The 14,061-nt window shown below is 71.3% G+C and carries 12 protein-coding genes; 8 read left to right on the plus strand and 4 right to left on the minus strand.

What is annotated here, in order from left to right; genetic code table 11:
* Positions 1-35 precede the first annotated feature (35 nt).
* The 3 genes from O7627_RS01475 to O7627_RS01485 all read right to left on the minus strand — a co-directional run bounded on the left by O7627_RS01475 (position 36) and on the right by O7627_RS01485 (position 4,181).
* Complete coding sequence (locus tag O7627_RS01475) at positions 36-2,252, minus strand: alpha/beta hydrolase-fold protein (protein ID WP_278091695.1); 2,217 nt, start codon at positions 2,250-2,252, stop codon at positions 36-38.
* A gap of 193 nt (positions 2,253-2,445) precedes the next feature.
* Positions 2,446-3,243, minus strand: coding sequence for an ABC transporter permease (locus O7627_RS01480; RefSeq protein WP_278091696.1), 798 nt, complete (start codon positions 3,241-3,243; stop codon positions 2,446-2,448).
* Positions 3,240-4,181, minus strand: a complete 942-nt coding sequence (locus O7627_RS01485; RefSeq protein ID WP_278091697.1) for an ATP-binding cassette domain-containing protein — start codon at positions 4,179-4,181, stop codon at positions 3,240-3,242. Before O7627_RS01485 ends, O7627_RS01480 begins: the two co-directional genes overlap by 4 nt.
* Before the next feature lie 87 nt (positions 4,182-4,268).
* Between O7627_RS01485 and O7627_RS01490 the strand changes: the two genes are divergently transcribed.
* Entirely contained in the window at positions 4,269-4,877 is a 609-nt protein-coding gene (locus tag O7627_RS01490) for a TetR/AcrR family transcriptional regulator (protein WP_278091698.1), read from the plus strand.
* Positions 4,878-4,956: 79 nt separating this feature from the next.
* Here the strand turns inward: O7627_RS01490 and O7627_RS01495 are convergent, their stop codons facing one another.
* Positions 4,957-6,774, minus strand: coding sequence for a carbohydrate-binding domain-containing protein (locus tag O7627_RS01495; protein WP_278091699.1), 1,818 nt, complete (start codon positions 6,772-6,774; stop codon positions 4,957-4,959).
* Between the two features lie 191 nt (positions 6,775-6,965).
* Between O7627_RS01495 and O7627_RS01500 the strand changes: the two genes are divergently transcribed.
* From O7627_RS01500 to O7627_RS01530, 7 genes are all read left to right on the plus strand, one after another.
* A complete protein-coding gene (locus O7627_RS01500; RefSeq protein WP_278091700.1) occupies positions 6,966-8,171 on the plus strand; it encodes a cytochrome P450 in 1,206 nt (401 codons plus the stop codon).
* A complete protein-coding gene (locus tag O7627_RS01505; protein ID WP_278091701.1) occupies positions 8,168-8,392 on the plus strand; it encodes a ferredoxin in 225 nt (74 codons plus the stop codon). Before O7627_RS01500 ends, O7627_RS01505 begins: the two co-directional genes overlap by 4 nt.
* A gap of 168 nt (positions 8,393-8,560) precedes the next feature.
* A complete protein-coding gene (gene mqnC, locus O7627_RS01510) occupies positions 8,561-9,751 on the plus strand; it encodes a cyclic dehypoxanthinyl futalosine synthase (RefSeq protein ID WP_278091702.1) in 1,191 nt (396 codons plus the stop codon).
* 272 nt (positions 9,752-10,023) lie between these two features.
* Positions 10,024-11,229 (plus strand): cell wall anchor protein, encoded by a 1,206-nt coding sequence (locus O7627_RS01515; RefSeq protein WP_278091703.1) that lies wholly within the window; start codon positions 10,024-10,026, stop codon positions 11,227-11,229.
* Between the two features lie 199 nt (positions 11,230-11,428).
* The gene (locus O7627_RS01520) at positions 11,429-12,658 is read left to right on the plus strand and encodes a hypothetical protein (RefSeq protein ID WP_278091704.1); all 1,230 of its coding nucleotides are present in this window, start codon (positions 11,429-11,431) and stop codon (positions 12,656-12,658) included.
* Between the two features lie 204 nt (positions 12,659-12,862).
* The gene (locus O7627_RS01525; protein WP_278091705.1) at positions 12,863-13,573 is read left to right on the plus strand and encodes a demethylmenaquinone methyltransferase; all 711 of its coding nucleotides are present in this window, start codon (positions 12,863-12,865) and stop codon (positions 13,571-13,573) included.
* A 67-nt stretch (positions 13,574-13,640) separates the two neighbouring features.
* Positions 13,641-13,949 carry a hypothetical protein gene (locus O7627_RS01530; protein ID WP_278091706.1) on the plus strand — a complete coding sequence of 103 codons (309 nt, stop codon included), beginning with the start codon at positions 13,641-13,643 and terminating at the stop codon, positions 13,947-13,949.
* The last annotated feature ends 112 nt before the right edge of the window (positions 13,950-14,061 follow it).

Here is a 14,061-nt window from a genome sequence, read left to right on the forward strand (position 1 = left end):
GGGCGCCCCTCGAGCGCCCCGGAACCCGGTGCCGGTCAGGCTCCGTCGGGCTGGAACAGTCGCGGCGCGAAATCGATGAGGTTCTTCTGCCACGCGTCCCAGCCGTGCGGCCCCGCAGTCACCCCGGCGAATTCGTACCGGATGCCCAGGCGGTCGAAAGTGGCCATCGTGGACAGCACGATCGGGTAGACGAAGTCGGTGACGTTGCCGGTGTAGACCCGCAGCAGCTTGGTGCCGGCGTTCACCGCCTCGACGTCGACGTCGTCGTAGCCGGCGGGGTTGAACAAGCCAGCGGAGAAGATGCCGATATAGGCGAACTCACCGGGATGTGCCTTGAGGACGTCGAGAGTCTGGAACCCACCCATCGACAACCCTGCGAGCGCCTGCTTCTCCGGGTCGTCCGAGATGTGGTACGCCGCCCGGGCCGCCGGGACGATGTTGTCCAGCAACTCCGCCCTGAAGTTTGGCGAGTTGCCGTTGCCCATCACCACCACCATCGGCACCAGCTTCCCGTCGTGGAAGCCGTTGTCGAGGATCTGCTTGGCACGGCCCATCTCCACCCAGTCGGTGTAGTTCTGGCCACCGCCGTGCTGGAGGTAGAGCACCGGATACGGTTCCGCGCGGGCGGGGTCGTAGCCGGGCGGTGTCCACACGTACGCGGTGCGTTCGGCCGCGGCCACCGTGCTGGTGTAGGTGAGCGTCGCGAGCGTGCCGCCCCGACCGGCCGGCACGTCGGTCAGCGGGCGGGCGGCCCGGCCGGGAGCGAGGAAGGTGCTCCAGGTCGGTTCCGTGGTGATCCGCGTCGGGTTCGAGGTGTCCTTCTTCGACGCCAGGTCGACGATGAACTTGTAGTAGTAGAACCAGGGCTTGAGCGGGCCCACGGTCCCCCGCCACCGGTCACCGGTCCGGGTGAGTTCGACGTTCACCCAGCTTCCGCCGGGAGCCCAGTTGCCCCAGAGGGTCACCCGGCCGGCGTCGGCGAACTCGGTGCCCGTCTCGACGGTGACGAAGGTGTCGCCGTTGGCGTCCTGGGTGAGCCACGGCGTCGGCGTGGTGCCCGGCGCCGGTGTCGTGAACTCACGGGTCAACGGCAGATGGCCGGCGCTCGGACGGTGGTCGTGGACGGGCCGGAACAACCGCGGCAGGAAGTCCGCCAGATTCTCCCGCCAGGCGTTCCAGGTGTGACCGTCGTCCGGGTTCACCCCGTCGAAGTCGTGCCGGACCCGGAACCGGTCGAGGGTGCGCAGGGTCCGGTAGGTCGGGTTGTACGCGGGGTCGGTCATGTTCCCGGAGTACAGCCGCAGCAGCTTGGTTCCGGAGTTGACGGCCCGACCGTCGATGCGCAGGTGACTGTCGGTCAGCGGGCCGGCGAACGAGCCCACGTAGGCGTACTCCCCGGGATGGGTGAGGGCGGCGCGCAGCGCCTGGGTGCCGCCGGCCGACGCGCCCGCGAGCGCCCGGCGCCGGGGGTCGTCGGTGATGTTGTACTCGCGCTGGACCGCCCGCGTGATGGCGCGCAGCTCCGGCCGGAGATCCCGGGCGTCGCCGTCACCGAGCACGACCACCATGGGTTCGATCTGCCGCCGCACGGCGAGGTTGTCGAGGATCTGCCTGGCCCGTCCGAGGTCGAGCCAGTCGGTCCGGTCGCCGTCCGCGCCCAGCCGCAGGTGCAGCACCGGGTACGGGTGGCGCCGGTCCGCGTCGTAGCCGGGTGGGGTCCAGACGGTGACCGACCGCGCCTGCCGCGGCCCGGACCGGTAGCTGACGGTGCCGAGGGTGCCGCCCTGACCGGCGGGCACGTCCGTGAGCAGGCTCGCCGAGCCACCCGGGACAAGGAAGGTGCTCCAGGTCGGGTCGGAGGTGACCGAGGCGGCGTTGGTCGGGTCCTTGAGGAGCTTGGTGCCGTCGGCCCGGATCCGGTAGCGGTACAGGCCCGGCCGCAGTGGGCCGATCACCGAGGTCCAGGCGTCCCCGGAACGTCCGAGGCCCAGGTCGGCGACGGCGAAGGACGGACCGAAGTCCGCTTCGACGTCGACGCTCGACACCGCGCCCAGGGCGCTCTCCAGGTCGGCGGCCGGAACCCGGAACGACACGAAACCGTCGGCCACGGTGAGCCACGGGGTCGCCGCCGCGGCCGGCTGGGCGCTGGTCTGCGCGAACGCCGCCCCCAGGATGAGGGTGCCGAACACCGCCAGGCAGCGGCGGACGCCGGAACGGCGGGTCCGCCACCACTGCTGGAACTTGCCTGCCACTGCCTCAACTCCTCGCGCTGGTGATAGGCGGCAACCCGAGGTCGGCTTGGTGTTCCTGGCCCAGTGAAGCGGCAAATTTTCCGTGGTTGACACCAAAGGTGTTGGGCCGCCCTGAGCACCGCCACCCGGTCGAATGTGATCGCTAACTTACTGACTGCATTGAGGTATGTCAATTAATGGCGGGGGCCCCCGGTCAGAGCCGGCGGCGGTACGCCGACAGCGCCAGCGGTGCGAAGATCAGCACGAAAGCGGCCATCCACAGCAGGGTCCAGCGCACCGGTCCGGCCACCGGACCGGTCAGCATCAGCCCGCGCATCGCGTCCATCAGGTGCCGGATCGGGTTGACCTCGGCGAAGGCGCGCAGCCAGCCCGGCATGCTCGCAGGGTCGACGAAGATGTTGCTGGCGAACGCCAACGGGAAGATCAGCAGAGCGCCCAGCCCCTGCACGCTCTGCGCGTCCCGCATCAGCAGGCCGAGCAGCACCCAGACCCACGACAGGGCCAGCGCGAACGCGACCGCCAGCGCGCAGGCCGCCAGCACCGACCAGACGCCCGCCTCGAAGCGGAAGCCGAGGGCGGTGCCGAAGCCGATCAACGCGGCGATCGCGATCACCTGCCGGATGACATCCCCGACGACCGTGCCGACCAGCGGGGCGATCCGCCAGGTGGGCAGGCTGCGGAACCGGTCGAAGACGCCCTTCTGCAGATCCTGGTTGAGGGCGACACCGATGCCCATGGTGGCAAGCAGCGTCATCAGGCCGAGCACCCCGGGCAGGACGAACTGCAGGTAGCGCCCGGTGTCGCCCTCGATCGCACCGCCGAAGACGTAGACGAACAGCACCAACAGCAACCCCGGACCGAGTACGACGTCAGTGAGCGTGAGCGGGTTGTGGCGGATCCGCACGACGCTCCGCCAGGCCAGCGTCAGGCACTGGCTGACCCCGAGCCGCAGGCCGAGTCGGGGTGAGGTTGCCGGGTGGTCGAGGCTCATGCCGCGCTCCTCTGGTCGGTCAGGGCGCGGAACACGTCGTCCAGGCTGGGCAGCCGCAGGGACAACTCGGTGACCTCGATGCCGGCCTCGTCGATCTGCCGCACCACGGCCGGCATGGCGACGTCGCCGGTGACCGGGATGCTCAGCCCGCCGGCGTCCGGGTCGGGGGTGAGGGGTGCGCCGATGACACCGGCCACCACCCGGACCGCTTCGTCGAGGCGGGTCGGGTCGGTGAGCCGGATCCGCAGGGTCTGCCGGCCGGAGCGGCGTTTGAGCTGGTCCGGGGTTCCCCGGGCGAGGACGGCGCCGTGGTCGATGACGACGATGTCGTCGGCGAGGCTGTCCGCCTCGTCGAGGTACTGGGTGGTGAGCAGGATTGTCGATCCGGCCTCGGCCAGGGCCCGGATCCGGTCCCACATCTCGCCGCGCCGGACCGGGTCGAGGCCGGTGGTGGGCTCGTCCAGGAACAGCACCCGGGGCCGGTTGACCAGGCTCGCCGCGAGGTCGAGGCGGCGGCGCATCCCGCCGGAGTAGGTGCGGACCGACCGGTCGGCTGCCTCGGTGAGGCCGAACTCGGTCAGCAGTTCGTCGGCCCGTCGCCGGGCCCGCGCCCGGGGCATCCCGAGCAGCCGGCCGACCATGACCAGGTTGTGGCGGCCGGTCAGGTCGGCGTCGACCGAGGCGTACTGGCCGGTGAGGCCGATCAGCTGGCGGACCCGGTGCGCCTCCTGGCGTACGTCGTAACCGCCGACCAGGGCGGTGCCGGCGTCGGGGCGGAGCAGGGTGGCCAGGATCCGGACTGCGGTGGTCTTGCCGGCGCCGTTCGGCCCGAGCACGGCCAGCACCTTGCCGAACCCGACGGCGAGGTCGACCCCGGCCAGCGCGCGTACCTCGCCGAAGTGTTTGACCAGGCCACGGGCCTCGATCGCGTACGACATGGGGCTCCCTTCGCTTTGCAATGCGACTGCAATGTAACGAAGGGCGGCGCGAGTGTCAATGCGACTGCATTGTGAAAGCATGGGGGGGTGCCGAAACAGGTCGACCACGGTCAGCGCCGCACCCTGATCGCCGATGCCCTGATGCGGGTGGCGGCCGAGCGCGGGCTGGAGGCGGTGAGCCTCCGGCACGTCGCGGAGGAGGCCGGGGTCTCGGCCGGGATGGTGCAGCACTACTTCCGGACCCGGGACGAGATGATGGAATTCGCCATGAAGGTGGTCCGCGAGCGGGTCGGCCGACGGATGGACGCGGCCGGTGCGGCGCTCGGCCCGGCGCCGACGATCCGGGCCGCGCTGCGGGCGATGCTGGTCGAGCTGCTGCCGGTGGACGAGCCACGGCGGGCGGACGGGCGGGTGGCGTTGGCCTTCCTCGCGTACGCGGCGGTGCGGCCGGCGGCGGCGGCCTCGATGCGCGCGGACACGGCCGGGATGCTGGCCTTCATCACCGAACAGCTGCACACCGCGCAGCACGCCGGCGAGGTCCGACCGGGAGTCCCGCCGGCGGCGGCCGCGGTGGGACTGGTGGCGGTGGTCGAAGGGCTGGGCCTCTATCTGCTCGGTGACAACTACCCGCCCCAGCAGGCCCTCGACGCCCTCGACGCCCACCTCGACCTGATCTTCGAGGTCGGGGCCCGGTGATCGTTAGTCGCCCACCCGTAATTCTCCGGCTGAGAACACGGGTGAGCGACTAACGATCATGGCTGATGGAGTGGCCGGGTCAGGTGGCGGTGCAGGTGAGGGTGGGGGCGGTGTTGGTGCCGTTCCAGGTGCCGATGAAGCCGAAGGTGGCACTGGCGCCAGCGCCGAGTGAACCGTTGTGGGAGACGTTGGTCGCGGTCACGCTGGAGCCGCTGGTGGTGATGGTGGCGTTCCAGGACTGGCTGATCGTCTGGCCGTTGGCGAACGTCCAGGTCACCCGCCAGCCGCGGATCGCGGCGGAGCCCGCGGTCACCCGGACGTCACCCTGGAAGCCGCCCTGCCACTGGCCGACGTTCGAGTAGGTCGCCGTGCAGCCCCCACTCGGGTTCGGTGGCGGGGTGGTGGGGTTCGGCGGCGGGGTGGTGGGGTTCGGCGGCGGAGTCGTGGGGTTCGGCGGGGGAGGCGTCGGGCCCGGGGGGAAGCCCGGCCAGCCGATCAGCCCACCGCTGTACGTGCCGGCCTGGATGGACATCATCCGGGTCGCGCCGGAGATGCTGCCGCCGGTGGTGGCCATGCCGCCGATCGTGGTGCCGGAGATGCTGCCGCCGGTGTAGACCTCGTAGGTCTGCCCGTTCGAGATCCGGTTGGAGGAGAAGACCAGCTCGCGGTAGGCCTTGGGGGTCCGGTACGAGACCAGCACCTGCCCGCCGGAGACCAGGTGCACGATCGAGTTGGCCTGCTGGTTCGTGTTCAGCCGGGGGGCGGCCCAGCCCTGGCCGTTGGTCGGCGGCCTGGTCATCACGGCCATCGAGGTGGAGCCGACGGCGAGCACCGTGCCGCCGTTGTAGTAGACCGGCCCGTTCGAGTCGATCGCGCCCTCGCCGGGGCTGCCGGTGGTCGGTCCGCTGACCACCACCGTGCCGCCGGCGAAGGTGACCGATCCGTTGGAGTCGATGCCGTCGATGTTGGAGTTGACGAGCACCGTGCCGCCGGAGATCCGGACGAAGGCGTTCGGCGCCACCGCGAACTCGTCGATGCCCTCCTCCACGCCGTTGATCGCGTCGTCGGTGGCGGTGACGTTGACGGTGCCGCCGCTGATCGTGATCTGCTTGCCCTCGATCGCCTCGAAGGACCTGGTGACGGTGACGGCGCCGCCCGAGATGTTCACGACGTTCTCGCCCTTGATGGCGTCGTCGCCGGAGTTGACCTGGACGGTGCCGTTGGTGATCGACAACCGGCCCCGGTCGGCCTCGGTGTCGTCGGACTTAATGCCGTCCCCGCCGGAGGTCACGTTCACGGTGCCGCCGGTGATGTCGAGGGAGTCCTTGCCCCGGATGCCGTCGTCGACCGCGTTCACCGTGATCGTGCCGGACTCGATGACCAGGCTGTCCTTGCTGGTGATGCCGTCGTAGGCGTTGCCGCGTACGGACAGCGCCCCGGTGCCGGTGATCCGCAGGTCGGATTTGCTGAACAGGGCGGCGTTCGGCTCGTCGGTGGACGGGTCGGGATACACGTACCGGGTCGCGTCGGTGAGCTGGCTGGTGGTGCCGGCGGCGAGCGTCAGGACGACCTCGTCGGCGTCGGCCACCTGGAACGGCGCGTTGCTGGAGTTGGTGATGTTGGCGCCGCTGAGGATGACGTTCACCGCGCCGGCTGCCGAGGTGTCGACGTTGACGTAGCCGTCGTTGAGGGTGCCGGTGATCTGGTAGGTGCCGGGCGCGGTGATCGTGACGACCCGGCCGGCAATCGAGACGTTGCTGCTGTTGCTGGTCGCGCTGCTGCCGGTCAGGGTGATGGCGACCGGGGTCTGGGCCACGGCCGGCGCTCCGAGCGGGCCGGCGACCAGCAACGCCGCGAGTCCGATGGGGATGATGGTTCTCGGTGGGATGCGTTTCATGGGATGCCTGTTCTGGCTCGGATGGATGTGGCTCACGCGGGCCCGCGCGGTTAATGCATCGACAAGTTTAGATGAATGATGGGCGATTGGTGACACTGGCGAGGGTCAATGCAATCCACTACGATGAGCGGTCGGAGCGTAACGATGCGTTGATCAAGTGTCTGATGATTCGATCCGCCCTGGGGGATGGCATGACCGAGATCGCACAGGTCGCCGCGCGGCCCTACCCGTTCAGCGCACCCGACCGGCTCCACCTCGACCCGCTCTACGCCGAGCTGCGCCGCACCGAACCGCTGACCCGGGTGCGGCTGCCGTTCGGTGAGGCGGTGTGGCTGGCCACCCGGCACGCCGACGTGCGGACCGTCCTCGGCGACCCGCGATTCAGCCGAGCCGCCAGCATCGGCCGGGACGAGCCCCGGCTCACCCCGCGGCAGCTCGACGGCGGCATCCTGTCGATGGACCCGCCCGAGCACACCCGGCTGCGCCGGCTGGTCGCCAAGGCGTTCACCGCCCGCCGGGTCGAGCTGCTCCGGCCCAGAACCCAGCAGATCGCCGACGAGCTTCTCGACGCCATGGCGGCCCTCGGCCCGCCGGCCGACCTGGTCGAGCACTTCGCCACCCCGCTGCCGATCCAGGTGATCTGCGAGCTGCTCGGCGTGCCCTTCGCCGACCGGCACCTGTTCCACGTCTGGTCGGAGGCGATCGTCTCCACTACCTCGCTGCCGCCCGAGCAGATCCGGGAATATCTCGACAACCTCTACGGCTACATCGGCGAACTCGTCGAACAGCGGCGCCGGGCGCCCACCGACGACCTGATCTGCGCGATGGTCCGGGCCCGCGACGAGAACCAGGACCGGTTCACCGAGGAGGAGGTCGTCCGGCTCGCCGCCGGACTGCTCGCCGCCGGCCACGAGACCACCGTCACCCAACTGCCCAACTTCGCGTACGTGCTGCTCACCCACCCGGCCGAGCTGGCCCGGCTGCGGGCCGAGCCGGCCCTGGTGCCGACCGCGGTCGAGGAGCTGATGCGGTACGTCCCGCTCGGGGTGGCCTCCTCGTTCGCCCGGTACGCGACCGAGGACATCGAGATCGGCGGCGTGCTGGTGCGGGCCGGCGAGCCGGTGATCGGCTCGCTCTCCTCGGCCAACCGGGACGAGACGGTCTTCACCGACCCGGACCGGCTGGACCTGGGCCGGCAGACCAATCCACACATCGGCTTCGGGCACGGCGTACACCACTGCGTGGGCGCCCAGCTCGCCCGGATGGAGCTGCAGGTCGGGATCGCCACCCTGATCCGGCGCTTCCCCGACCTGCGGATCGCCGTGCCCGAGCCGGAGCTGCGCTGGAAGAGCGGGATGATCGTGCGCGGCCTGGCCAGCCTGCCGGTGGCCTGGTGAGCGCCGGTTGGCGGATCGGCGTCGATCCGCGGCGCTGCGTCGGCTCGGGCAGCTGCGCGGGTATCGCCCCGGCCCACTTCACGCTGATCGACGGGCTGGCGACCCCGCTCACCGAGCTGGTCGAGCCGGCCGACGAGGTGATCGACGCCGCCGACGTCTGCCCGGTCGAGGCGATCACGGTACGCGACAGCGCAGGTGAACGGGTCGCGCCGGGCGCCTGACGGCAGCACCGGCCCGCCCCGACGGTGGCGCCGGGGCGTGGCTGACGGTGGCACCGGGTAGCGCCTGACGGCGGCGCCGGGGCGGCTGACGGCGTACCCGATGTGGGGTGGGCGTCACCTGGGCGGCGGTCCTGTGCCCGGCGGAGGCCGCCGACGTAGGCTCGGGTCGTGACTGGGAGCCGGGAGATCGACGACATCCTGCAGCGCGGCGCGGACGGCGGGCGGATCACGCCCGAGGAGGCGCTGCTGCTCTACACCGAGGCGCCGTTCCACGCGCTCGGCGAGGCCGCCGACGCGGTACGCCGCCGCCGGTACCCGGACAACATCGTCACCTACCTGATCGACCGCAACATCAACTACACCAACGTCTGCGTGACGGCCTGCAAGTTCTGCGCCTTCTACCGGGCGCCGAAGCACGCCGAGGGCTGGACCCACCCGACCGAGGAGATCCTGCGCCGCTGCGGCGAGGCGGTCGAGCTGGGCGCCACCCAGGTGATGCTGCAGGGCGGCCACCACCCCGACTACGGCGTCGAGTATTACGAGGAGCTCTTCTCCTCGGTCAAGGGCGCGTACCCGCAGCTCGCGATCCACTCCATCGGGCCGAGTGAGATCCTGCACATGGCGAAGGTCTCCGGCGTCTCGCTGGACGAGGCGATCAGCCGGATCAAGGCCGCCGGCCTGGACTCGATCGCCGGCGCCGGCGCCGAGATGCTGCCGGACCGGCCCCGCAAGGCGATCGCCCCGCTGAAGGAGTCCGGCGCCCGCTGGCTCGAGGTGATGGAGCTGGCGCACCGGCAGGGCATCGAGTCGACCGCAACCATGATGATGGGCACCGGCGAGACGAACGCCGAGCGGATCGAGCACCTGCGGATGATCCGCGACGTGCAGGACCGCACCCAGGGCTTCCGGGCCTTCATCCCCTGGACCTACCAGCCGGAGAACAACCATCTCAAGGGGCGGACCCAGGCCACCACCCTGGAGTACCTGCGGATCATCGCGGTGGCCCGGCTCTTCTTCGAGACCGTGCCGCACCTGCAGGCGTCCTGGCTGACCACCGGCAAGGACGTCGGGCAGCTCGCCCTGCACATGGGGGTGGACGACCTCGGCTCGATCATGCTGGAGGAGAACGTCATCTCCTCGGCCGGCGCGAAGCACCGCTCGAACCTGCACGAGCTGATCTGGATGATCCGCTCGGCCGGCCGGATCCCCGCCCAGCGGGACACCCGCTATCGGCACCTGGCGGTGCACCACACCCCGGCCGACGACCCCAGCGACGACCGGGTCGTGTCGCACTTCTCCTCGATCGCGCTGCCCGGCGGCGGCGCCCGCAAGACCCTGCCGCTCGTCGACGCCAACTGACCCGAGAAGGATTCACGCTGGGTGACCGGTGACTCGCGGGGAACCGGTCACCCGATCGGTCGATATTTACTCGGCGAGCCGGTCGATCATCTGCGCCCTACCGGCTCGTGACCTGCGGGTATAGCCGAGCAATAGCCATCAATCCGGACAGCACCTTAAGCCGATCTTAGGTTCGCAGGTCGAGATGGGCGATTCACGGGGTGGCGGGCGGCGTCGCGGACCGCTACCGTCCCCGGGCGTACTTTCCTCTACCCCATCGGGGGCAGCACTTCATGATCTTCCTCAACCGTGCCCTCCGCCGGTCCGGTGCCCTGGCCGCCGCCGCCCTGCTGGCCGCCGCCGCGCTGGCGACCGTCAGCGCCCCGGCGTACGCCGGGACGGGCGGGACCGACCTGGAGCTGACCGTCGTCGGCACCACAATCGCCGAGGGCGCCGACCGCAAGGTCGGTTGGGCGAAGATCACCAACCGGGGTGCGAACACCCCCGCCGAGCTGACCGTCCTGGCGGATCTGTCCGCCCTGGACTTCACGAAGGTCTTCGCGGCACCCGCGGGGGACGCCGAGTGCTCCGGTGAAGGCGACGCCGGTCCGGTGGCCTGGACCTGCGAGGTGCCGGCCGAGCTGATCCCCGGGCCGGGCGAGACCCTGGACTTCCCGGTCGTCCTGCTCAAGCTGGACCCGGACGCCGCCGGCTACCGGGCGCCCGTCACCTACACGATCAGCTCGCCGGACGACACCACCCCGGGCAACAACACCCGGACCGCGGACGTGGTGTTCAGCGAGTCCGGCGGGGTCGACCTCGGGGTCGAGGTGCCGGACGTCAAGGAGACCCTCGACCCGGAGACCGGCGAGGTGACCGGTCCGCTGGTCGCCGGGGGCACCAGCGCGGTCGTCGGCTGGATCTACAACTGGGGCGACGCGATCGCCAAGGGCATCAAGGTGACCGTCCGCCTCCCGGAGCGGGTCACCTTCGCCGAGACCGAGTCGGACTGCGTCTACACCGCCGACAACCGGACCGCGACCTGCAGCTACCCCTCGGTGGTGCTGATGCCGCTGAGTGACGAGGTCGACGAGGAGTTCGTGGCCGCCTTCTACTGGCCGATCACCGTCGCCGACGGGGTCGAGCCGCCGGCGAGCCTGACCGGCGGCTCGTGGACGGCCGAGGCACTGGGCCAGGTCTCTCCCGACGCCCGGGTGGCCACCACGCCGGCCGACCTGCCGGCGAACGTCACGATGGTGAGCGCCCAGGACGCCGGCGTGACCGAGATCGACGAGAGCGACAACGTCGACGGGTTCTCGGTGATCGTGAGCGGCGAAGGTGGCGGCAGCGGCGGCGGCCTGCCGGTGACCGGCGTACCGGCCGGGCTGCTCGGTGGCGTCGGGCTGGCCGTGATCGTCGCCGGTGGTGTGCTGCTCCTGCTGGCCCGTCGGCGCCGGGTGGTGCTGGTGGCTCCGGCCGACGAGAAGTCGGCCCTCTGAACGGACTCTTCCCCAACCGGCCCTCGGGCCGTTCACATAACGCACGGCGTCGCGGGCGAGGTGGGCTACCACCTCGCCCGCGACGTATCTGCGGCTCGGACGGTTCCGCGCGAGATGACGCTCTATCTGCACATTTCCTCCGAGGAATCACCATTCAGTGGACGGTCATCCGGTGTCGGATTGACTACAGTTCGCAGTCATGTGCACACGCCTCGCGGCGGCCGGTCGGATCGGCGCCGTCCTGCTCCTGCTCGGACCCACCCTCGCGGCCGACCCCGCGTACGCGACCGGCCAGGCGGATCTGGCGGTCGAGATCGACGGTGCGACCCTGCGCGGCACCGACCCGGACAAGGCCGTCGTCGTCACCGTCGTCAACCGGGGTACCGTCACCGCCCGCTCGGTCCGCCTCCGGGTGACCGGTTGGGTCGACAGCGAGGTGATGAATCCCGCGACCCTGCGCTTCTGCGCCGCCGACGACGCCGAGACCGTGCCGTCGCCGAGGCCGACCGCGGTGCCGTCGTTGCAGGTGTCGATCGACCGGACCTGCGCCGTCGCCGACCTGCCGGCGGGTGCCTCGACCGCCCTGCGGGCCACCCCGCGAACGGCCGCGAACGCCACCGGCACCGTGGGCAAACTCACCCTCACGGTCTCCCATGCGGGCACCGACGCCCGGCCCGCCGACAACGCGGCCAGCAGCTCACTGACCCTTGCCGGCCCCGCCGAACAGGACCTCTACGTCCGCGCCTGGAGCGTCCCGGCCGAGGTGGCGCAGCCACCCGAGACCGGTGCCGGTGCCACTCAGGTGGCAGCTGCCTTTGCGGCGGTGGGCGCGGTTGAGGCGGCCCGGGCCGCTGCGGTGCCGCCGGGTGGGGTCGGTGAGTTGCGGTTCGAGGTCGGCAATCGGGGCGCCGGGCTGTCCGGGGGGATGACCGTCGTGGTCCGGCTCCCCGACCAGGTGCGGTTCGCCGAAACGCACCCCGGCTGTGCGTACGGCACAGATCACCGCTCCGCCACCTGCACCTACCTGGACCTGCCCCTGGTGCCGTCGGTGGACGACGCCGACCCGGGTGACCGGGTCTACTCCGCGCTGCGTTTCAGCCACCTGCTGCGGGTGGCGGACTCCGCCCCCGCCCCGGCCACGCTCGACGGCGGCCTGCTCCGGGTGACCCCGGTGGCGGCCGGATACGTGCCAGGGCTGGAGGCGGTCGCGCTGCCCGGCAACTCCACCGGCCTGCGCGCCCGGGACTACGGCACAGCCGGCGAGGCGGCCCGCTTCGAGGTGCTCGTCGGCGCCGCCGCCGGCACCGCGCCCGAGGGACTCCCACTGACCGGCAGATCACCAGGATGGCCGGCCGTCCTGGGCCTGCTCCTCACCACCCTGGGCCTACTCCTGGCCCACCTCTCGCGCCGCACCCCCCACCCCGCCTGACCCGCACCCCAACTCACCACTCCGTGCAACCCGCACCCGCGTTATCCGCCACTCCCCCAACCGCACACCCTCTCCACCCCTGCTCCCCCCACCCACCCCTGCTCCCCCCGCGCCGAAAGCTACCAAGATCGCGCGGGCGCGTGGTGCGGCGCGGTCGTGAGTGGGGGAGGTGGGCGGGGTGGGGGTGAGTGGGAGAGTGGGGGGGTGAGTGGGAGTGGAGCGGGTGGGCGGGCGAGTTTGGCCAAGCAGCCGGGTGAGGTGGCTGCGATGTTCGACGGGGTGGCCTCGCGGTATGACCTGACGAACACGGTGTTGTCGTTCGGGCGGGATCGGAGTTGGCGGCGGGCGACGCGGGCGGCGCTCGGGCTGCTGCCCGGCGAGCGGGTGCTCGACGTGGGGGCCGGCACCGGGGTTTCGACCGAGGAGCTGGCGGGGTCCGGGGCGTACGCGGTCGGGATGGATCTGTCGATCGGAATGCTGCGGGCCGGGCGACGGGCGCGGCCCGAGGTGCCGCTGCTGGCCGGCGACGCGCTGCGGCTGCCGTTCCCGGACGCGGCGTTCGACGCCGTGACCATCTCGTTCGCGCTGCGCAACGTGGTGGACCCGGTGGCCGCGCTGCGGGAGATGGCCCGGGTCACCCGGCCCGGCGGGCGGCTGGTGGTCTGTGAGTTCAGCACCCCGACCAACCCGGTGTTCCGCACCGGGTACCTGTCCTACCTGATGAGGTCGCTGCCGGCGGTCGCCCGGACGGTGTCGAGCAACCCGGACGCGTACGTCTATCTGGCCGAGTCGATCCGGGCCTGGCCGGACCAGGCGGATCTGGCCGGGCGGATCGGGGCGGCCGGCTGGCAGCGGGTGGCCTGGCGGAACCTGACCGGCGGCGTGGTGGCCCTGCACCGGGCGGTACGTGAATAGCGCGGTTCTCGTACCAGATCCTGGGTTCTGGGGTTTAAGTCCGGTTTGACGCCGTAGGCTGCGCTGCATGAGTGGGGCGGACCGGGCCGGCGGTCGCGACGAGAGCGAGTGGCGCGGCGAGGAGTTGCGGGCGGCGGCCGAGGCCGACCCGGAGACCGCCGAACTGATCGCCCATATCCGCGAGGTGGCCGGTCAGAATCCCGCCGACGTACGGCAGGTGGTGGCAGAGGTGCTGGCGGCGCTGGACCGGGTGACCGGCGGTGCCCTCGGCGACCAGTTGGCGGCCGGGCGCTCCGCCGGCGGGGCGGGCGCCGGGCTGGCGGGCGACCCGGGCGCCGCGGCGGCGGACGGAGATTTGCCGCCACCTGCACCATGACGTCCCGCTGACGGGCCCGGGCGGGGCGAGTTAGGTTCACCTAACCGGGCGGCGACCTCGGGACGGTCTTAGACTCCCTCCGATAGAGCTTGTGAAGCATTTCACGAGCGTT

Origin of the sequence: Solwaraspora sp. WMMD1047 (assembly GCF_029626155.1) — a bacterium.
In the GTDB taxonomy this organism is placed as follows: domain Bacteria; phylum Actinomycetota; class Actinomycetes; order Mycobacteriales; family Micromonosporaceae; genus WMMD1047.

Coding starts and splice junctions, on each gene's coding strand:
- O7627_RS01480 (WP_278091696.1), bottom strand. CDS start 3,243: ATGAGCCTCGACCACCCGGCAACCTCACCCCGACTCGGCCTGCGGCTC.
- O7627_RS01485 (WP_278091697.1), bottom strand. CDS start 4,181: ATGTCGTACGCGATCGAGGCCCGTGGCCTGGTCAAACACTTCGGCGAG.
- O7627_RS01495 (WP_278091699.1), bottom strand. CDS start 6,774: ATGAAACGCATCCCACCGAGAACCATCATCCCCATCGGACTCGCGGCG.
- O7627_RS01500 (WP_278091700.1), top strand. CDS start 6,966: ATGACCGAGATCGCACAGGTCGCCGCGCGGCCCTACCCGTTCAGCGCA.
- O7627_RS01515 (WP_278091703.1), top strand. CDS start 10,024: ATGATCTTCCTCAACCGTGCCCTCCGCCGGTCCGGTGCCCTGGCCGCC.
- O7627_RS01520 (WP_278091704.1), top strand. CDS start 11,429: ATGTGCACACGCCTCGCGGCGGCCGGTCGGATCGGCGCCGTCCTGCTC.
- O7627_RS01530 (WP_278091706.1), top strand. CDS start 13,641: ATGAGTGGGGCGGACCGGGCCGGCGGTCGCGACGAGAGCGAGTGGCGC.